At 74.0% G+C, this 18,756-nt stretch carries 14 protein-coding genes and 2 pseudogenes; 10 read left to right on the forward strand and 6 right to left on the reverse strand.

What is annotated here, in order from left to right; genetic code table 11:
• Positions 1 to 94, forward strand: a pseudogene (locus tag AB0G13_RS23560) (50S ribosomal protein L19); the annotation flags it as partial.
• A gap of 1 nt (position 95) precedes the next feature.
• Here the strand turns inward: AB0G13_RS23560 and AB0G13_RS23565 are convergent.
• Positions 96 to 323 (reverse strand): annotated as a pseudogene (locus AB0G13_RS23565) (hypothetical protein); the annotation flags it as partial.
• A 289-nt stretch (positions 324 to 612) separates the two neighbouring features.
• Positions 613 to 1,572: an ECF subfamily RNA polymerase sigma factor, BldN family gene (locus AB0G13_RS23570; protein WP_357877894.1), complete on the reverse strand. Its 960-nt coding sequence runs from the start codon at positions 1,570 to 1,572 to the stop codon at positions 613 to 615.
• Between the two features lie 555 nt (positions 1,573 to 2,127).
• Here AB0G13_RS23570 and AB0G13_RS23575 point away from each other — a divergent pair.
• The 3 genes from AB0G13_RS23575 to AB0G13_RS23585 are packed head-to-tail and all read left to right on the forward strand — an operon-like array spanning position 2,128 to position 4,787.
• A complete protein-coding gene (locus tag AB0G13_RS23575) occupies positions 2,128 to 3,870 on the forward strand; it encodes an AMP-binding protein (protein ID WP_357877897.1) in 1,743 nt (580 codons plus the stop codon).
• On the forward strand, positions 3,863 to 4,114 hold the full coding sequence (locus AB0G13_RS23580) for a glutaredoxin family protein (RefSeq protein WP_357877900.1): 252 nt from the start codon (positions 3,863 to 3,865) through the stop codon (positions 4,112 to 4,114). The genes AB0G13_RS23575 and AB0G13_RS23580 overlap by 8 nt, the downstream gene beginning before the upstream one ends.
• A 22-nt stretch (positions 4,115 to 4,136) precedes the next feature.
• Complete coding sequence (locus AB0G13_RS23585) at positions 4,137 to 4,787, forward strand: HAD hydrolase-like protein (RefSeq protein WP_357877903.1); 651 nt, start codon at positions 4,137 to 4,139, stop codon at positions 4,785 to 4,787.
• Between the two features lie 12 nt (positions 4,788 to 4,799).
• On the opposite strand, the gene AB0G13_RS23590 is transcribed toward AB0G13_RS23585, so the two are convergent.
• Both AB0G13_RS23590 and AB0G13_RS23595 read right to left on the reverse strand, forming a co-directional pair.
• A complete protein-coding gene (locus tag AB0G13_RS23590) occupies positions 4,800 to 5,453 on the reverse strand; it encodes a response regulator transcription factor (RefSeq protein ID WP_357877906.1) in 654 nt (217 codons plus the stop codon).
• Between the two features lie 24 nt (positions 5,454 to 5,477).
• Positions 5,478 to 6,779 (reverse strand): sensor histidine kinase, encoded by a 1,302-nt coding sequence (locus tag AB0G13_RS23595; RefSeq protein ID WP_357877910.1) that lies wholly within the window; start codon positions 6,777 to 6,779, stop codon positions 5,478 to 5,480.
• A gap of 431 nt (positions 6,780 to 7,210) precedes the next feature.
• On the opposite strand from AB0G13_RS23595, the gene AB0G13_RS23600 reads away from it, so the two are divergent.
• From AB0G13_RS23600 to AB0G13_RS23625, 6 genes are all read left to right on the forward strand, one after another.
• Positions 7,211 to 7,981, forward strand: coding sequence for a redox-sensing transcriptional repressor Rex (locus AB0G13_RS23600; RefSeq protein ID WP_357877913.1), 771 nt, complete (start codon positions 7,211 to 7,213; stop codon positions 7,979 to 7,981).
• Positions 7,978 to 9,426 (forward strand): glutamyl-tRNA reductase, encoded by a 1,449-nt coding sequence (locus AB0G13_RS23605; protein WP_357877916.1) that lies wholly within the window; start codon positions 7,978 to 7,980, stop codon positions 9,424 to 9,426. The genes AB0G13_RS23600 and AB0G13_RS23605 overlap by 4 nt, the downstream gene beginning before the upstream one ends.
• The gene (gene hemC / locus AB0G13_RS23610) at positions 9,423 to 10,391 is read left to right on the forward strand and encodes a hydroxymethylbilane synthase (RefSeq protein ID WP_357877919.1); all 969 of its coding nucleotides are present in this window, start codon (positions 9,423 to 9,425) and stop codon (positions 10,389 to 10,391) included. The genes AB0G13_RS23605 and hemC overlap by 4 nt, the downstream gene beginning before the upstream one ends.
• The gene (locus tag AB0G13_RS23615; RefSeq protein WP_151453400.1) at positions 10,388 to 11,968 is read left to right on the forward strand and encodes a uroporphyrinogen-III synthase; all 1,581 of its coding nucleotides are present in this window, start codon (positions 10,388 to 10,390) and stop codon (positions 11,966 to 11,968) included. The genes hemC and AB0G13_RS23615 overlap by 4 nt, the downstream gene beginning before the upstream one ends.
• Positions 11,969 to 11,987: 19 nt before the next feature.
• Positions 11,988 to 12,971: a porphobilinogen synthase gene (hemB, locus tag AB0G13_RS23620; protein WP_357877923.1), complete on the forward strand. Its 984-nt coding sequence runs from the start codon at positions 11,988 to 11,990 to the stop codon at positions 12,969 to 12,971.
• A 746-nt stretch (positions 12,972 to 13,717) separates the two neighbouring features.
• Positions 13,718 to 14,269 (forward strand): helix-turn-helix transcriptional regulator, encoded by a 552-nt coding sequence (locus AB0G13_RS23625; RefSeq protein WP_357877926.1) that lies wholly within the window; start codon positions 13,718 to 13,720, stop codon positions 14,267 to 14,269.
• A 65-nt stretch (positions 14,270 to 14,334) separates the two neighbouring features.
• Here AB0G13_RS23625 and AB0G13_RS23630 read toward each other — a convergent pair whose 3' ends face one another.
• Entirely contained in the window at positions 14,335 to 17,613 is a 3,279-nt protein-coding gene (locus AB0G13_RS23630; RefSeq protein ID WP_357877933.1) for a lamin tail domain-containing protein, read from the reverse strand.
• Between the two features lie 97 nt (positions 17,614 to 17,710).
• Positions 17,711 to 18,727, reverse strand: a complete 1,017-nt coding sequence (locus AB0G13_RS23635; protein ID WP_357877959.1) for a GNAT family N-acetyltransferase — start codon at positions 18,725 to 18,727, stop codon at positions 17,711 to 17,713.
• Positions 18,728 to 18,756 lie beyond the last annotated feature (29 nt).

The raw sequence follows: 18,756 nt of genomic DNA on the forward strand, positions 1-18,756 counted from the left end.
GATCAACAGCCCGGCGATCGACCGGATCGAGGTCGTGACCCGCGGTGACGTCCGCCGCGCCAAGCTCTACTACCTGCGCGAGCTGCGGGGCAAGATCCCTCGCGCTCGGCCGTGGCCAGCAGCATGGCCCGCAGTCCGGTGCGGAACTCCGGGTCCACCTCCACGGCGGGCGGGGCCGCGGGCAGCCGCTGACCCACCGCGACGAGCGCGGCCAACTGGTCGTCGGCCCGGGACCGGACGTGGTGTCGCCGGCCCCCGTTGGCCTCGTCGAGAAGCTGCGCGAAGCGCTCCGCGCGCCGACGGGAGAAGAGGTTGCTGTCCACCGCGGGCACCTCCTCTCGCTGGTCGCGGCCGGTCGGCCGCTGTCGTCGACAGCGACCGGTGACGGCGTGACACCACGGACGAAGGTCGTGGCCGGCCACACTGCCGGACCTCGGGGGCCCGGGGGATGCCGGGGCTACCACCGGTCGCACCCGGAGAAACGGTCCGGACCGGACATGGGTTACGGGGCCGGCGGAGGCGAAATCACGCAAAGTGATCGCTGTCACGGGGTCGCGACGCCACGGAGCTGCGCGTACATCGATCGATGCACGGCGTTCTTCCCGCCTGGGACTACGGTTGGAAGCCGTCGGGCAGCAGCCGGGCCAGCGCGCGTACCGCGCGGTACTGGAGCGCCTTGATCGCGCCCTCGTTCTTGCCCATCGTGCGGGCCGTCTCGGCCACGGAGAAGCCCTGCAGGAAGCGGAGCACGATGCACTCCTGCTGCTCCGGGTTGAGCTGCTTGACGGCGCTGAGCAGGGCCACGTTGGTGATGTGCTCGACGACCGCCGCCTCCGGGCTGCCCTCCGGGCCCCGGTCCTCGCGGTCGGCGTCCAGCACGTCCCCGGTGGTGACCTCCAGCCGGTAGCGGCCGGACTTGAAGTGGTCCGCCACCAGGTTCCGGGCGATCGTGACCAGCCAGGCGCCCAGGTCGCGCCCCTGCCACGTGAAGCTGCCGATCCGCTTTAGGGCGCGCAGGAAGGTGTCGGAGGTGAGGTCCTCGGCGAGCTGGCGGTTGCCCACCCGGAAGTAGACGAACCGGAACACGGTGTCGACGTACCGGTCGTAGATCAGCCCGAACGCCTCGGATTCGCCGGCCTGGGCCCGCTCGACCAGCGCCCAGACCTCCGTGGCGGGGTCGGACGGGTCCGGGCGGCTGGGGAAGCCCGTCGAGGTGTTGACCGGCGCGGCGGCGGCCGGCACGGCCGGGAGCACCGCCGTCTCCGCGCCCGACTCGTCGGGCGCCTTGGCGGGCTCCGTGGTGCGGCGGCCCTGCGCCGGCATGGCGGGCCGGGCGGGGACCGCGACCCGGCCGCCGGCCGGCTTCGCGTTGCCGCCCGGTGTCGCGGTGCGGGGCGGCGGCTCGTTCTGGTGCGGCCGGCTGCGGGTCCGGCTCGACGCGCTCTCCCCCCGGACGGCGAGGCTGCCCGTGTCGTCCAGCGGGCTGCGGGCGGCGGGCCGTTCGTTGACCGCGCCGCGGATCGCCGGGTTGGTCAGGCCGGCCGGTCGTTCCGCGTATCCGAAGGTGGTCACCGCGCCGCCTCCGTCCCACCGGCCGACCACGCCGGTCGACGCGTCGCCGTAGTGGCCCGGCCGGCACGGCCGGGCAGGGCTGGCTCGGGGTGTGCCGACGGGCGGCAGATCCCCTTGAGGTGCTGGTCCAATGCGCTCACAGGCACGGGGGCCTCCTCGGGCTGAGGGGTGTCGACTCACGGCAAACGGGGTGAGCCGACCCGAGTGATGATAGGGCCAACGTCACCCACGCGTGGCAAGTCCGTTACACAGGGCGGAAGTATTTCCCGCTGCGTCGCACAACTGGCGGACCCGTTGTCCGTCGTGTGCGGTTGACTTTCGGATTGCCGCGTGGTCGCGAAGGAAATTCCAGGTCAGCGTGCGCGTCGCGGTGCCGGGGCGGGGCGGCGTCGCGGCTGTCGGGTCAGGACCCTCCGGCACCCCCGGCGCGTCCGGCGTGTCCTGTGGACGGGACCGGTTCCGTCCCGCCCGCGCGTGCCGGTCGTCCCGTGCACGGGACTGTCCCGGGTCGCCGTTCCCGCCGGCCGGCGATGTCCACGTCGGCCTTCGGCGGGCATGGCCCACAGGCCCCGCGCTGTGCCAGACTCAGCCACCGTGCAGGACGCAACCGACAGCCCCGCCTCGACCCTCGTCGAGCGGCTCCACCGGGCCGCCGCCGCCCACGGCGACCGACCCGCGCTGCACTGGCGCGAGCGGACCATGACCTGGTCCGAACTGGACGCCTCGGTGACGGCCACGGCCCACGCCCTGGCGGCCCTGACCGGGGCGCCGGCCGGGCCCCGCCCGACGTCGGGCACCACCGCCACCGACCGGCACCCGCCCCGGATCGCCGTCGCGCTCGGCAACTCGCCGGACTTCGTGGTCAGCTGTCTGGCCGCGCTGCGCGCCGGGCTGGTCGCGGTGCCGGTCAACCCCGGCCTCACCGCCCCCGAGCTGCGGCACGTGCTGGCCGACTCCGGCGCCTCGGTGCTGATCGGCACCGAGCGGGTGCGCGACCTGGTCGCCGGCGTCGCCGGGGACCTGCCCGCGCTCCTCGCCGTGCACACCGCGCCGCCGGTGGCCGACGCCGGCCACCCGTTCCCCGAGCGGGGCGGCGACGACCTGGCGCTGCTGCTCTACACGTCCGGCACCGAGGGGCGGCCGAAGGGCGCGATGCTGACGCACCGGGCGCTGGCGGCCAACCACGATCAGGTCGGCCGCATCGACCCGGCCGTCGTCGGGCCGGACGACACCGTGCTGCTGGCGCTGCCGCTGTTCCACGCGTACGGGCTGAACGCGGGGCTCGGCGCCGTCGTCCACCATGGCGCGACCGGGGTGCTCGTCGACGACCTGGGTCCCGACGCGGGGCTGGCCGAGATCGCCCGGCACCGGGTCACCGTGCTGGTCGGCGTACCGTCGATGGTGGCCGCCTGGTCCACGGCGGACGCCGCCGCGGTCGCCGCGGCGATGGCGTCGGTCCGGGTCGTGGTCTGCGGCGCGGCGCCGCTGGAGCCGGCCGTCGCGGCGCGCTTCGCCGAGGTCGCCGGTCGCCCGGTGCACGTCGGATACGGGCTGACCGAGACCGCGCCGGTGCTGACCTCCACCCTGGTCGGCGGGGAGCCGAAGGCCGGCTCGATCGGCCGCCCGCTGCCCGGCGTCGAGCTGCGCCTGGTCGGCACGGACGGGGCCGACCTGTGGCGCGACGGCGTGGCCGAGCCGGACGACGACGCCGACGCCGACGAGCTGGACCTCTCCGACGTCACGCCGGGCACCGACCCGGGCCAGGTCGTGGTGCGCGGGGCGAACGTCTTCGCCGGCTACTGGCCGGACGGCCGGGGCGGCCCGGACGCCGACGGCTGGTGGGCCACCGGCGACGTGGCGTACGCCGACTCCGACGGGGACCTCTTCCTGGTGGACCGGATCGGCGAGCTGATCCTGGTCAACGGCTTCAACGTGTACCCGCACGAGGTCGAGCTGGTGCTCTCCGCGCACCCGGGGGTGGCCGAGTCGGCGGTACTGGGTGTGCCGCACCCGCGGACCGGCGAGACTGTGCGGGCGTACGTGGTGCCGGCGCCGGGGCGTCCGGTGACCGGTGCGGAACTGCTCGCCCACTGCGCCCGCAGCCTGGCCCGGTTCAAGTGCCCGACCGCCGTCGAGTTCGTCGACGAGTTGCCGCACTCGGTGATCGGCAAGGTGCGCAAGACCCTGCTCCGGCCGGCGTCGTCCCCGGCGGCCCCGGTGCCGTCCCCGGCGGCGTCGCCGGAGACCCGCCCGCCGGCCCCGGCCGGCACCAGCACGACGGAGGAGAGCGATGCGTGAGCCCCGACTCACCCTGATCACCCGCCCCGGCTGCCACCTCTGCGACGAGGCGAAGGCGGCGCTGGACCGGGTGGTGGCGGTCACCGGGGACCGGTGGACCGAGAAGGACGTCACCGACGACATCGAGCTGGAGCGCGAGTACGGCGACCGGCTGCCCGTGGTGCTGCTCGACGGCAAGGAGCACGGCTACTGGCGCGTGGAGGAGGAGCGGCTGCTGCGCGACCTGACCACGCCGCAGCTGTAGCGCCAGGCGTTAGGGTGTTCCGATGACCCCTGCGCGCCACCACCTGGTGTGGGACTGGAACGGCACCCTGCTCAACGACCTGAGCCTGGTGGTCGCCTCCACCAACGTCGCCTTCGCCAGCGTCGGCGGGCCCGCCGTGACCGCCGACGAGCACCGGGTGCGGTTCCGCCGGCCGATCGCCGACTACTACGCCGAGGTGCTCGGCCGGGCGGTCGACGACGACGCGTTCGGCCGGCTGGACCGGATCTTCCACGACGCGTACCGCACCGGGCTGACGACCTGTGCGCTGGCGCACGACGCCACCGACGCGATGGCGGCCTGGCCGGGCAGCCAGTCCCTGCTGTCCATGTGGTTCCACGAGGAGCTGGTGCCGACCGTGCACACGTACGGCCTCACCGGGCGCTTCGTCCGGGTGGACGGGCTGCGGGCGAGTGTCGGCGGGGACCGCAAGGCCGAGTCCCTGCGGGGGCATCTGACGGAGCTGGGCGTCGACGGCCGGGACGTGGTGCTGATCGGGGACTCCGTCGACGACGCCGACGCCGCCGAGGCGGTGGGGGGCCGCGCCGTCCTCTACACCGGCGGGTTCACCGACCCGGCGCGGCTGCGCGCCTCCGGCCACCCGGTCGCCGACACCCTCAGCGAGGCCGTGCGCCTGGCGGCCACGCTGCCCTGACCGGGCCGGCGGTCAGTTGCGCAGGTAGGCCAGCACGGCCAGGACCCGGCGGTGCTGCTCCGTGTCGGGCGGGAGCTGGAGCTTGGTGAAGATGTTCCGGACGTGCTTCTCGACGGCGCCGTCGGTGACCACCAGGGTCTTCGCGATCGCCGTGTTGGAGCGGCCCTCGGCCATCAACGCGAGCACCTCGCGTTCGCGCGGGGTGAGCTCGCGCAGCGGGTCGTCACGCCGGCGTCGGGCGAAGAGCTGGCCGACCACCTCGGGGTCGAGCACCGTCCCGCCGGCGGCCACCCGGTCCAGCGCGTCGAGGAACTCGTCGATCGCGGCCACCCGGTCCTTGAGCAGGTAGCCGATCCCGCCCCCGCCGCCGCCGGTGGTGGCGAGCAGGTCGTCGGCGTACGACACCTCGACGTACTGGGAGAGGACCAGGATCGGGGTGCGGGGCACCAGCCGGCGGGCCTCCACCGCCGCGCGCAGCCCCTCGTCGGTGTGCGACGGCGGCATCCGGACGTCGACGATCGACACGTCCGGCCGGTGGGCCTCCACCGCCACCACCAGCGCCTCGCCGTCGGCCACGGCGGCCACCACCTCGTGCCCGCGCTCGGTGAGCAGCCGTACCAGCCCCTCCCGGAGCAGCACCGCGTCGTCCGCGATCACGATCCGCATGTCCTGTTGTCTACCACGTACGGCTCACAGCGGGAGCTCCGCGCGGATCTTGGTGGGCCCGCCGGCCGGGCTGACCACGGAGAGTCGGCCGCCGGCGGCGCGGACCCGGTCGGCGATGCCGACCAGCCCGTGCCCCTTCGCCAGGTGCGCGCCGCCCTGTCCGTCGTCGTCGACGTCGACCTCCAGCCGCCCGTCGTGCCGGGCCACGGTGACCTGGCACTCGGTCGCCCGGCTGTGCTTGGCGACGTTGGTCAGCGCCTCGGACACCACGAAGTAGGCGGTGCTCTCCACCGCCGGGTCCAGCCGACCGTCCGGGCTGGCAAGCTCCGGGTCCACCCGCAGCTCGATCGGGATCAGGCCGCGTCCGGCCAGCGCGGCCAGGGCGCTGGGCAGCCCCCGGTCGACCAGGATCGGCGGCGCGATGCCCCGGGACAGGGCACGCAGCTCGGCGAGCGTCTCCCGGGTCTGGGTGACCGCCTCGTCCAGGGTGCGGCCGGCGGCCGCCGGGTCGGTGGCGAGCTGCTGGCGGGCCCGGCTGAGATCCATCGCGAGCCGGACCAGGCGCTGCTGCGGGCCGTCGTGGATGTCCCGCTCCAGCCGGCGCAGCGCGCTCGCCTCGGCGGAGACGGCGGCCCGCTTCTGCTCCTCCAGCACGGTGATCCGGTTGCGCATCTCGGCCACGCCGGTGAGCAGGGCCCGGCCGAAGCTGGCCTGGAGCAGCGCGCAGCCCCGGGCCACGATCGGCAGGGTGATCAGGAAGAACAGCCCGATCGCGGTGTGCAGCCCGATCCGGGCGACGGTCGAGTCGCCCAGGCCGAGGAGCTGGGGGAGGCCGACGTCCTCCGGGTCGCCGTGCGGCAGCGCCCAGTCGTACGCCCAGTAGAGGGTGCCGGCGACGGCGCCGGCCCACCAGACCAGCGTGACCACGAAGGTGACGATGGCCACGATCAGCTTGAGGATGCCGTGCGCCAGGTCCAGCCACGACTGCGCGTCCCCCATCGGCACGAAGATCCGCCGCCAGGCGCTCGCCCCGGGCTCGGGGAGCCGGTACTGGGGGCGGATCCGGGCCTGGTGCAGCACGGCGGGGAGGCGGAGCCGCTCGATGTCGGCGAGGCCCCGGGCGGCGTAGAGGGTGCCGCTGAGGATCGGCAGGCCGATCACCGTCACGACCAGCCCGAGCCCGGCCGCCAGGCCGACCAGCAGGACGACGAAGCTGGCCAGGGCCAGCGGGAGTCCCAGCAGCACGTAGCCGGAGTCCAGCAGGAGCTGTCGGGAGATGGTCGGCGCCGGTACGGGGTGGTCGGCGGCGACGGGTACGGCGGTCATGCCACGAGGCTAGGCAGTGCGGGGGGACCGGCCCATCCCGTCGGCCCTTCTCTCCGGCGTAGGGCTGGCCCTACCGTGACCGGATCGTGGGCGAACCGTGGGCCGCCGTGACCGGACCGTGGGCGGGCCATGGTCGCGCCATTGGTCAGAGAAGTCGTAATTGAGCAATAATCGGCGCGGCCAGCACCATCGGCGTCGCCCGGAGGTCGGGCGGCGGCCGGCGGCGGTCGCTGGATCGATCTTGCGGAATGGAGGGGCTGGTGAAGCCGCGTCGCGAGCTTTCAAGATCGCGATTTGTGCACGCCTTCACAAGCGCCTACTCTGTAGTTCCGACGCGCCCTGCTAGCACAGCCGGCAATCTCGGTCGCCAGCGGGGATCCCGAAACGGCCGGCCGCTGGAGCTGACCGAGGATCGCACCGCACGGAGTCTCATGAGTCAGCACCGTCACCCTGGCGCGCCCGGCCGCGCCGGTGCCGTACCGGCGCTCCCGGATCTGCCGGAGGCGACCGTCGCGCGGCTCCCGGAATACCTCCGTGCCCTGCACAACCTCGCCGAAACCGGCCACGAGACCGTGTCCAGCGAGGGACTGGCCAGCGCCGCCGGCGTGAACTCCGCGAAACTCCGCAAGGACCTCTCGCACCTCGGCTCGTACGGAACCCGTGGCGTCGGCTACGACGTGGCGCTGCTGATCGAGCAGATCGAGTTCGTGCTCGGGCTCACCCAGCGGCGGGCCGTCGCCCTGGTCGGCGTGGGTAATCTCGGTCACGCCCTCGCCGGCTACGACGGCTTCGCCAGCCGCGGCTTCCGGATCGCCGCCCTCTTCGACGCCGACCCCGGCCGAGTCGGCGAGGAGATCAACGGGCTGGTCGTCCGGCACATCGACGAGCTGCCCCGGGTCGCCGTCGAGGAGGCCATCGCCATCGGCGTGATCGCCACCCCCGCCCCGGCCGCCCAGGCGGTGGCGGACCAGCTCGTGGCCGTGGGTGTGACGAGCATCCTGAACTTCGCCCCGTGCGTACTCTCGGTCCCGGAGGGGGTCGACGTGCGCAAGGTCGACCTCGCCATCGAGCTGCAGATCCTGTCCTTCCACGAGCACCGCAAGGCATCACTGACCGCGCTCCCCGCGACCGGTGGGTCCGCCCTCACCGCCCTGCCCGGGGGGCTCGCCGTCACCGACCCGCAGGAGGCGATCGGCACGTGAAACTGCTCGTCGTCGGCGCGTCCTACCGCACCGCTCCCGTCGCCACGCTGGAGCAGCTCGCGGTCGGCCCCGCGGACCTCACCCGCACCCTGGACCGCCTGGTCGCCCAGCCGTACGTGACCGAGGCCGTGCTCGTCTCCACCTGCAACCGGGTGGAGGTCTACGCCGCCGTGTCCGGTTTCCACGGCGGCCTCGGCGACATCTGCGCGGTGCTGGCCGAGCAGGCCGGCTGCCAGCCCGCCGCGCTCGCCAACCACCTCTACGTGCACTTCGACGCCGCCGCCGTGGACCACGTCTTCCGGGTCGCCGCCGGGCTCGACTCGATGGTGGTCGGCGAGGCGCAGATCCTCGGCCAGCTCCGGGACGCCTACCATTCCGCGACCGGGGCCGACACCGCCGGGCGGCTGCTGCACGAGCTGATGCAGCAGGCGCTGCGGGTCGGCAAGCGGGCCCACGCGGAGACCGGGATCGACCGGGCCGGCCAGAGCGTGGTGACCGCCGCGCTGGAGCTGGCCGCCGGGCACCTCGACGGCGACCTCGCCGGCCGTCCCGCACTGGTGGTCGGCGCGGGCGCGATGGGGTCGCTGGGCGTCGCCACGCTGTCCCGGCTGGGCGCCGGGCCGCTCACCGTCACCAACCGGGGCGCCGACCGGGCCGTCCGGCTGGCCGAGGCGTACGGGGCCAGCGCGTCACCCATGGCGGAGCTGACCACCGTTCTCTCCACAGTGGACATCGTAGTGGCCGCCACCGCGGCCGCCGAAGCGGTCCTCACCCGTGAGGTGGTGACCCGGGCGCTCGCCGCGCGCGACCCCGGCCGGGGGCCGCTGGTCCTGCTCGACCTGGCCGTGCCGCGCGACGTGGAGGCCGGCGTCGCCGAGCTGCCCGGCGTCGAGGTGATCGACATCGACCGGATGGCGGCGCTGCTCGCCGACGGCCCCGCGGCCGCCGACGCCGCCGCCGTCGAGCGGATCGTGGTCGGCGAGGTCGACGCCTTCCTCACCTGGCTGCGCGGCGCCGACGTGGCGCCCACGGTGGCCGCCCTGCGTGGCCGCGCCGACGACGTGGTCGGCGCCGAGCTGCGCCGGCTCGCCCAGCGCCGCCCGGACCTCACCGACGACCAGCGTGCCGAGGTGGCCCGGACCGTGCACCGGGTGGTGCAGCGGCTGCTGCACCAGCCGACCGTGCGGGTCCGCCAGCTCGCTGCCGAACCCGGTGGCGACCAGTACGCGGCCCTGCTGCGCGAGCTGTTCGACCTCCAGGTGCCGCAGACGTCCCCGGTCGACGGCGTTCCCGACATCGTGGCCGGCGACGCCGCGCCGCCGTTCGGCCTCGCCGACGTGCCGCCGCCCTTCGGCCTCGCCGACATTCCGCCGCCCGTCGGTCACGCCGACATTCCACCGTCGACGGGCTCCGCCGACGTCCCGCCCATCGGAGGTGAGCGATGAGCACGCCCCTGCGCCTCGGTACCCGGGGCAGCAAACTGGCGATGGCCCAGTCCGGCCACGTCGCCGAGGCCCTGACCGCCGCCACCGGCCGGCCCGTCGAGCTGGTCGAGGTGGTCACCGCCGGCGACCGCTCGTCCGCGCCGGTGCACCGGCTGGGCGTCGGCGTCTTCGTCTCCGCCCTGCGCGACGCGCTGACCGCCGGCACCATCGACTTCGCGGTGCACTCCTACAAGGACCTGCCCACCGCGGCGGCGGCCGGGCTGCACATCGCGGCGGTGCCGACCCGGCAGGACCCGCGGGACGCGCTGGTCGCCCGGGACGGCCGGACGCTCACCGAGCTGCCCTCCGGCGCGACCGTGGGCACGGGCGCGCTGCGCCGCATCGCCCAGCTGCACGCCCTCGGGATGCAGCTGGAGGTCACCCCGATCCGCGGCAACGTCGACAGCCGCCTCGCGCGGGTGCTCGGCCCGGAGGCCGACCTCGACGCGGTCGTCCTGGCCCGGGCCGGGCTGGCCCGGCTCGGGCGGACCGACGTGATCACCGAGACGCTCGACCCGATGCTGATGCTGCCCGCGCCCGCCCAGGGCGCGCTCGCGGTGGAGTGCCGGGCCGACGACCTCGACCTGGTCGAGCTGCTCGCCGTGCTCGACCACGCACCGTCCCACGCCGCGGTCACCGCGGAACGGGCGCTGCTGGCCACCCTGGAGGCCGGATGCTCCGCACCGGTCGCCGCCTACGCCGAACTCGCCGAGGGCGACGCCGGCGAGGAGATCTATCTGCGCGGGGCGGTGATCAGTCCGGACGGTACGAGAGACCTCCGGCTGTCCCGCACCGGAACGCCCGCCGACGCGGCGGAGATCGGCAAGGCACTCGCCGCCGAACTCCTCGACCTCGGCGCCGACTCGATCCTCGGCCACGATGGACACGCCGGCCCGGGGACCCAGCAATTTGGGAGCACAGAATGACCCGCACCCGTAAGCCCGTAGGCCGCATCGCCTTCGTCGGGGCCGGTCCCGGCGACCCGGGCCTGCTGACCCGCCGGGCGCACGACGCTCTGGTCGACGCCGACCAGGTGGTGTACGACCGGGGAGTCCCCGAGTCGCTGCTCGACGCCGTGCGCGCCCAGGCCAGGGAGGACGCCCAGTTCACTCCGGCGGAGGGCGCGCCGGGTGACGTGGCGAAGGTGCTGATCTCGGCGGCCCGTTCCGGGCTGAACGCGGTGCACCTGGTCGCCGGCGACCCGTTCGGCCACGATTCGGTCGTCAAGGAGGTGCAGGCGGTCGCGCGGACCGCCGCGCACTTCGAGGTGGTTCCCGGCGTCGGCCAGGCCGAGGGGGTGGCGACCTACGCGGGCGTGCCGCTGCCGGGCGTACGGACGGCGGCCGACGTCGAGGACGTCAGCACGCTGGACTTCGACGCGCTGGCCGCGGCCGTCGGCCGGGGCTCGCTGGCCCTGGCCGTGGACGCCGGTGACCTCGCCGCGATCCGCGACGGGCTGCTCGCCGCCGGGGTGGAGGGCACCACCGGCGTCGGGGTGACCGGGGACGGCACCGGCGAGACGCAGTACACCACCACCTCGACCGTCGACTCGTTCGTCGCGGCGGCCCTCGGCTTCACCGGCCGGGTGGTGCTCACCGTCGGCGAGGGCGTCGGCCAGCGGGACAAGCTGAGCTGGTGGGAGAACCGGCCGCTGTACGGCTGGAAGGTCCTCGTGCCCCGCACCAAGGAGCAGGCCGGCGTGATGAGCGCGCGGCTGCGCGCGTACGGGGCCATCCCCTGCGAGGTGCCAACCATCGCGGTCGAGCCGCCACGCACCCCGGCCCAGATGGAGCGGGCGGTCAAGGGCCTGGTCGACGGCCGGTACGCCTGGGTGATCTTCACCTCCGTCAACGCGGTCCGCGCGGTGTGGGAGAAGTTCGCCGAGCACGGCCTGGACGCCCGGCACTTCGGCGGCGTCAAGATCGCCTGCATCGGGGAGGCGACCGCCGACGCCGTCCGCGCGTTCGGCATCCAGCCCGAGCTGATCCCGTCCGGGGAGCAGTCCTCCGAGGGGCTGCTCGCCGAGTTCTCGCCGCACGACGAGATCCTCGACCCGGTCGGCCGGGTGCTGCTGCCGCGCGCCGACATCGCCACCGAGACCCTCGCCGCCGGGCTCACCGAACGCGGCTGGGAGGTCGACGACGTGACCGCCTACCGGACGGTCCGGGCCGCCCCGCCGCCCGCCGAGATCCGGGACGCGATCAAGTCGGGTGGCTTCGACGCGGTGCTCTTCACGTCCAGCTCGACCGTGCGCAATCTGGTGGGTATCGCGGGGAAGCCGCACGCCCGTACCGTCGTTGCAGTGATCGGGCCCAAGACGGCGGAGACCGCGACGGAGTTCGGCCTGCGGGTCGACGTCCAGCCGCCGCACGCCTCGGTGCCCGATCTGGTGGAGGCGCTCGCCGCCTACGCCGTCGAGTTGCGCGAGAAGCTCGCCGCCATGCCGGCGAAGCAGCGCCGTGGCTCGAAGGTGCAGGGGCCGACCGCACTGAGGTTCCGGTAGTCGTAGCAGGAGGTCCGTGATGCCGTACCCCGAGATCCGGCCCCGCCGGCTGCGCCGCAACGCGGCCGTCCGACGGCTGGTGTCCGAGACCCGCGTCGACCCGGCCGAGCTGGTCGTGCCGATGTTCGTCAAGGAGGGGTTGGCGGAGCCGCGGGCGATCGCGTCGCTCCCGGGGGTGCTCCAGCACTCCCGGGACTCGCTCCGCAAGGCCGCGGCCGAGGCGGTCCAGGCGGGCGTCGGCGGCATCATGCTCTTCGGCGTGCCGGAGCGGCGGGACGCCACCGGGTCCGGCGGGATCGACCCGAACGGCATCCTCAACGTCGCGATCCGCGACGTCGTCGCCGAGGTGGGCGACGCCACGGTGGTGATGAGCGACCTCTGCCTGGACGAGTTCACCTCGCACGGGCACTGCGGCCTGCTCACCCCCGACGGTGGCGTCGACAACGACGCCACGCTGGAGGCGTACGCCGAGATGGCCGTCGCCCAGGCCGCCGCCGGGGTCGGTGTGGTCGGGCCGTCCGGGATGATGGACGGCCAGGTCGGCGTCGTGCGCCGGGCGCTCGACGCCGCGGGCCACCAGGACGTGGCCGTGCTGGCGTACGCCGTCAAGTACGCCTCGGCCTTCTACGGCCCGTTCCGTGACGCGGTGGAGTCGGCGCTGGAGGGCGACCGCCGCACCTACCAGCAGGACCCGGCCAACCTGCGGGAGTCGCTGCGCGAGGTCGAGCTGGACATCGCCGAGGGCGCCGACATGGTGATGGTCAAGCCCGGCCTGCCGTACCTCGACGTGGTGTCGGCGATCCGCGCGGCGGTGGACGTCCCGGTCGCCGCCTACCAGGTCTCCGGCGAGTACGCGATGGTCGAGGCGGCCGCCGCGAACGGCTGGATCGACCGGGAGCGGGCGATGATGGAGACGCTCACCTCGATCCGTCGGGCCGGCGCCCAGATCATCCTCACCTACTGGGCGGTCGAGGCCGCCCGACTCCTCCGCCAGCGCTACTGACCCGGCCCGCGGCCCCGGCGGCCGCGGCCCGTCGTTGCTGTTCTCGACGACGGGACGTGCCCCACCCGGGCTTCGGGCCTGACCGGTGTTGTGCGTGCTTGTCGGGCAAAGGGTCTGGGTGCCGCCTCCGCCGGCGCTGAATCGGCTGCCCGCTTCACACTCCGCAACGGTTCGACGTCGATGACGCTGAGTATTCAACCGTGGTCCGGACGCCGCTGTCCTTCGGACGCTTTGCTCTGCACCCACATAGGCACCAGCAACCCTGAGTGCCTGTTGCGTATGAGGATGCAGAGCAAAGGGCGCACGGGGTTTGTTGTCCCGAGGGCGGCACTCGATGAATGTGCTGGTCGCGGCGCTGTCATCGTCACCGGCGGTGGCAGAGTCTTCGCCAGCGCCGGGCCGTCGTTACTCAGCGTAGTAATTGACAAAGGCGCCGAGTTGGTCGCTCAGCGTTACCGTGCGAGTGGAATGTGTCCGGGGTGGGACGGCAGGATCCGTCGGCGGTTTTCCACAGGCGGCCGCGTTGTCCACAGGCGGAGCGGGCGGGATTGCGGGAGAGGCACCGCCGCCAGGATCGTGACGGGATGACCGACCGTCCCGCTGAACCGGAAAGTGACCGGTCCCCGGATTCCGACCGCACGTCAGGCTCCGACCGGCCGCCGGGCTCCGACCAACTGCCGAGCCCTGACGAACTGTCGGGGCCCGACGGACTGCCGGGCTCCGCAGCGATGTCGGGCTGCGCCGCGATGTCGGGCTCCACCGGGATGCCTGGCTTCGACCAGCCGGCGGGCTCGCGCGAGCCGTCCGTGATGCTGACCGAGCCGTTCGACACTCCGTGGCCGGCCGCGGGCATCGTCCGGGCGCTCCGGCGGCGCGCCAGCCTGAGCCAGCGGGAGCTGGCTCGGTGGGCCGGGGTGAACCATTCCACCGTCGGGCGGATCGAGGCGGGCCGGTTGGTGCCGAGCATCCTGCTCCTGCGCCGCATCCTCGGGGTCGCCGGGTTCCGGCTGGCCGTCGTCGACGAGTTCGGGCGGGTGCTGAAGCCGATGCGGGACTGGCAGGACACCCGAGACGGGGCGGGGCGTCGCTACCCCTCGCACCTGGACACGATCCTCGACCCCGAGCCGGGCGAGTGGTGGGCGGACGTCTACGGGCTGGCCCGTCCGCCGGAGACGTTCTACCGCAACCGCCGGGTCCGCGACGCCATGCGGCGGCGCAGTCAGTGGGAGGTGCGGGTCGCGAAGTATCGCAGCGTACCCCCGCCGCCGCGCGTGCGCGACCCACGCTTTCCGTGGTGAGCAAACGGCCCGCCGCCCAGGATTCTCCTGGCCGGCGGGCCGTCGGGACACGCTCCGGTGTGCCGTCAGTCGTCGTCGGTGATGGTGCCCACGGCGACGGGGTCCGCGAGGCGCAGGCCCGGCACCCCGGCCACCACCAGGTTCACCTTCTCGTCCGCCTCCCGCTTCCGGTCACCCCGCACGGCCACCGGGAAGGCCAGGGAGGTCTGCCCGGCGGCCAGGACCTTGCATCCGACGTACGGGTCGTAGTCGGCGCCGGCCTGGGCCGTGGTGCCGTAGGCGGCGGCGCAGAGCAGCACCGGCTGGGACAGCGGGCGCGACACGGTGACCGTGAAGGTCAGCGGCCGGGTCTCCCGGTCGCCCTCGACCACCGACGCGTCGCTGACGTTCAGCGAGGCCCGGGAGCGGAAGCGGGCCACCTGCGGGTCGTGGTCGCTGGAGCCCCGGCTGCCGTCGGCCGCGTGGTCGGCCGGCCAGTCGGCGTTGATGTGCGCGGCCCGCATCTGCACCAGGTCCCGGTGCAGCGCGTCGTTGACGAACAGGTGGTCGAGCGTCTGCGCCTGCCCCTCGAAGCTGTACGAGTAGGCGGACGACGGCGCGTCGGCGAGCAGGTCGTCCCAGAGGTTGCGCATGCCCGCCTCGTACAGCGGCCCGAGCTGGTCCGACGGGGTGGGCTCCGCCGCCGTGGCGATCGGATCGTCGGGGCGGGGGAAGACGTTGAGGTCCCCGCCGTAGACCACCCGCGCGTGCGGGTCCGACGCCTCGATCGCGGTGACGATCGCGGCGCCGTACGCGGCCTGCTCCCGGCGCTGCCCGACCCGGCTGTCCGGCCCCGACGAGTAGTGGTTGCTCGCGGCCCAGAGCGTGTACCGCTCCGTGGAGCCGGGGGCCGCCGCGACGGTGAACTTGCCGAGCTGCGGCGCGCGGGTGAAGACGTTGTCGCCGTCCTTGCCGGTGGACGTGTCCACGTCGGCGGGGAGCACCGCGTTGAGCGCCTTCGGGTTCTGCACGTCCGCGTTGCCCGGAAGCCCCGCACCCCGGTACCGCACCGTCGGCGCCGAGCCCAGCAGCGGGTCGCCGGCGGTGGGCGCCGCCAGCGACACCCGGTCGGTGCGGAACAGGAACGCCGCGGTGATGCCCCGGGCGTCCGCGCCGGTCCGGTCGTACGCGGCCTGGTAGGCCGGGCCACCGGCGGCCGCGATGGTCAGCGCCAGGTCCTGGAGGGAGTCCGGCGCGCCGTCCGCGTTGTCCGTGCTGCCGCAGACCAGCTCGCCGCCGGAGACCGAGCAGATGTCCTGGTCCTCGGCCTCCTGCACCAGGATCAGGTCCGGGGAGTGCAGGTCGGTGGTGATCTGGTCGGCCAGCGCGGCGAGCTGCTCGCGGTACTCCTGCTCGCTGCCCGGCACGTAGTCGAACGGCGGGCGCACCCCGGTGCAGCCGGCGTTGCCGGCGAAGTCGCAGCCGTCGAAGGGGTCGTCACGGTAGTCGTACAGGTTCTCGACGTTGTAGGTCGCGACCGCGACCTCCTCCGACCGGTTGGCCGGCTTCGGCGGGTTGTTCGCAGACGGGTCGGCCCCGCCGGTGAACGCGGCCGCCTCGACCTGCACGCCGTACTTCTCGAACGAGTAGTAGAGCCCGCCGACCGCGTCGGCGGTCAGCGTGTCGAAGGTACGCGCGGGCGGGAGCAGCGCGCCGCTGTCACCCGTGGCGCCCTTGACGCCCATGCTGCCGAGCAGGACGCGCTGCCCGTTGCCGTCGTCGAAGCGGCGGCTCGGGTCGTTGTCCAGCGGATGCGCGTCCCGGAACACCCGGCGGGCGTACTGGTCGGCGCGGTCGAGCAGCGGGTCGTCCCGGTCGATCACGAAGATCTCCGCGTCCGCGGTGGAGGCGAAGACGTTCCGCCCGCTCACCGCGCCGCTGCCGGCACGCACCCGCAGGCGGGCGCCCTCGTGCCGCTCGAAGAAGCGCTGCGCCGCCGCCACCTCGACCGGCGGCACCGCGTCGGTCACCTCGACCTCGGCGTCCACGTCCACCCCGGAGGCGATCCGACGGACCAGCGACGCGCCGGAGAGCTGGGTGAAGTTGAAGTACTCGGAGACCCGGGCGCGCAGCACCACCTCGTCGCCGACCGTCGGCACGTAGCCGCCGATCAGCGAGGTGAACGAGCCCATGAAGACGAAGATGCCGTCCGAGCTGGTCGGGTCGCCGTCGGTGGCGTCCGAGCGGCTCTGCAGGAAGAAGCCGCGCTGGTCCCGGCCCGCCGAGTCGCGTGCCAGGGTGAGCTGGGTGATCACGCCGCGTACGTCGTACAGCGTGCTGCTGGTCCCGTTGCCGGTCCCCGGCGCGAGCGGCGACCGGTCGGCGGGGCCGGACTCGCCGTCGGTGGTCGGGCCCTGCACCTCGCCGACGGTCAGCTCCCGGGTCACCTGCACGGCCAGCGTGCAGGTGGCGGTGCCGCCGTCCGCGTCGGTCGCGGTCAGCACCACGGTGTACGCCCCGGCGGCCAGGTCGGCGCTCGTGCCGACCGTGGCCCGGGCGGTGCCGCCGACCGCGTCGGCCGGGGCGACCGCCGAGCGGCTGACGGAGCCGGTGGCGGGGGTCGGGCTGACCGAGGTGACCGCCAGGTCGACGATCCGGTCGTCCGCGTCGGTGGCGGTGACCTCCCGGGTGGCCGCCGTGCCGGCCGAGGTCACCAGCGTCGGGCCGCAGGTGAGCGTGGCGGGCGCGTCGACCGGACCGCCGCCGTCGACGGCGTGCGTGCCGAGGCCGTCGAACGTGTCGACGGGGAAACCGGCCCACTGGGCGGCCGGGTCGAACGCGTCGGAGGGGTCGGTGTCGCCGGAGGCGACGGCGGCCGAGCGGCGTAGCGTGTTGTCGGCGGTGCTGGTGACGCCCGTGCCCCACTCGGTGCCCGGGTCGACGCCGACCTGGCCGATCGAGTCGAGCACGGTGCCGCCCCGACGCAGCACGATCGCGTCGTCGCCGTTGAACAGGCTGGCGCCGGTGGTCTGGTCGGCCCGGTCGAGGATGGCCGGCGCGGCCGAGGCGGCGGCGAGGACGAAGGTGTCACCGGCCGCGACGGTGCCGGTGAGGGCCAGGTTCGTCGGCGTGGTGGAGCCGTTGAAGTGCAACTGGAGCTGGTAGCCGCCGGCGGCCAGGTCGACGGCGGCGCCCGTGCCGTTGAACAGCTCGATCGCCTTGTTGTTCGACGAGCCTTCGACGTACTCGGAGATGAAGAGGTCGGTGGGCGCGGCGCTGGCCGCGGTGGGTGCGACGCCGACGGCCGTGACGGTCACGGCGGCGGTGGCGGTCGCGAGCGCGGCAAGAGTGCGGCGCGGGCGCATGGGGCCTCCACGATGGGTGGACGGGGAACTAACGCACGTTAAGGGTCGCTGCTGACCGCCGTCCATCCCCCACCGGACAGTTTCGTGAACTCTCCGGTCAGCGTCCGGCGTCGAGGCGGTGCACCAGCTCGGCCACGTCGATGCTGTATTCGCACCATTCGCGGTCCGGACGGTAGCCCAACTCGGCGTTGACCTTGAGCATGGCCTCGTTGGCCTGCGCGTTCCAGGTCTGCACCTCGGTCAGCTCCGCCTCCGCCGAGCGCAGCTCCATCAGCATCCGGGCCTTGATCGCCCGGTCGATGCCGTAGCCCCGGTGGTCCTGCACGACGATGGTGTCGTACTGGTCGGCGCGGGTCGGATGCTGGACGGGCACGACCACCTCGGTCAGCCCCGCCACCTCCCCGGTCTGCTCGTGCAGGGCGAGCACGATGTAGGGCTTCATGCCCCGCCGGTGCAGGCAGTCCAGACTGTCCCGCAGCCGCTCGGGGTCGTAGGAGCTGGGGCGCAGCTCGCCGTCCTCGACGTCGCGCACCTCCGCCTTGGCCCGCGCGTACGCCTCGATCAGCTCGTCCGGCGGGCCGCCGGGGTGGAACTGGAGGTGGTAGCCCGCGCCGATGCCGGTGGCCATCTCGGCCAGCTCGGCCCAGTCCACGCCGGACAGGTCCAGCACGCTGCGGGTCTCGACGTATTCCTTCGAGAAGCCGAGCGACTCGTAGAAGGCGACGGCCGGCGTGTCGCCGACCACCTCCACGCCGATCGACTGGAAGCCCTCCTGGTAGACCCGCCGGGCGGCGGTCAGGACGAGGTCCCGGCCGAGGCCCGTGCGCCGCGCCGAGGGGTGCACCAGCACCTCGAGCACCCCGATGTCGCCGAGCAGCAGCACGTGCACGTGACCCAGGATCGCCCCCGGGCTGCCGTCGGCCGCCGGCTCCGCCTGGGCGACCCAGGAGATCCGCCGCTCGCCGGGCATCACCTCGGCGAGGTATTCCCGCATGGAACTCTCCCGCCACGGCGGGTCCTGCGGCAGATCGGCCGCCAGGACCGCGTTCAGCGTGTCCAACAGCGACGCGATCTCGGCGGACGACGCGGTCCTGGGGTCCCACTCGCGCACCATCACCCGTCTAGCTTGCCGCTAACCGCTGC

The organism is Micromonospora sp. NPDC023633 (genome assembly GCF_040640035.1).
Lineage (GTDB): Bacteria > Actinomycetota > Actinomycetes > Mycobacteriales > Micromonosporaceae > Micromonospora.

What these genes read in the sequence shown, in the direction of transcription:
- AB0G13_RS23575 (WP_357877897.1), top strand. Translation starts at nt 2,128, where the DNA reads ATGGCCCACAGGCCCCGCGCTGTGCCAGACTCAGCCACCGTGCAGGAC.
- AB0G13_RS23595 (WP_357877910.1), bottom strand. Translation starts at nt 6,779, where the DNA reads ATGACCGCCGTACCCGTCGCCGCCGACCACCCCGTACCGGCGCCGACC.
- hemC (WP_357877919.1), top strand. Translation starts at nt 9,423, where the DNA reads ATGAGCACGCCCCTGCGCCTCGGTACCCGGGGCAGCAAACTGGCGATG.
- AB0G13_RS23615 (WP_151453400.1), top strand. Translation starts at nt 10,388, where the DNA reads ATGACCCGCACCCGTAAGCCCGTAGGCCGCATCGCCTTCGTCGGGGCC.
- AB0G13_RS23600 (WP_357877913.1), top strand. Translation starts at nt 7,211, where the DNA reads ATGAGTCAGCACCGTCACCCTGGCGCGCCCGGCCGCGCCGGTGCCGTA.
- AB0G13_RS23580 (WP_357877900.1), top strand. Translation starts at nt 3,863, where the DNA reads ATGCGTGAGCCCCGACTCACCCTGATCACCCGCCCCGGCTGCCACCTC.
- AB0G13_RS23585 (WP_357877903.1), top strand. Translation starts at nt 4,137, where the DNA reads ATGACCCCTGCGCGCCACCACCTGGTGTGGGACTGGAACGGCACCCTG.
- AB0G13_RS23625 (WP_357877926.1), top strand. Translation starts at nt 13,718, where the DNA reads ATGTCGGGCTCCACCGGGATGCCTGGCTTCGACCAGCCGGCGGGCTCG.
- AB0G13_RS23630 (WP_357877933.1), bottom strand. Translation starts at nt 17,613, where the DNA reads ATGCGCCCGCGCCGCACTCTTGCCGCGCTCGCGACCGCCACCGCCGCC.
- AB0G13_RS23635 (WP_357877959.1), bottom strand. Translation starts at nt 18,727, where the DNA reads ATGGTGCGCGAGTGGGACCCCAGGACCGCGTCGTCCGCCGAGATCGCG.
- hemB (WP_357877923.1), top strand. Translation starts at nt 11,988, where the DNA reads ATGCCGTACCCCGAGATCCGGCCCCGCCGGCTGCGCCGCAACGCGGCC.
- AB0G13_RS23590 (WP_357877906.1), bottom strand. Translation starts at nt 5,453, where the DNA reads ATGCGGATCGTGATCGCGGACGACGCGGTGCTGCTCCGGGAGGGGCTG.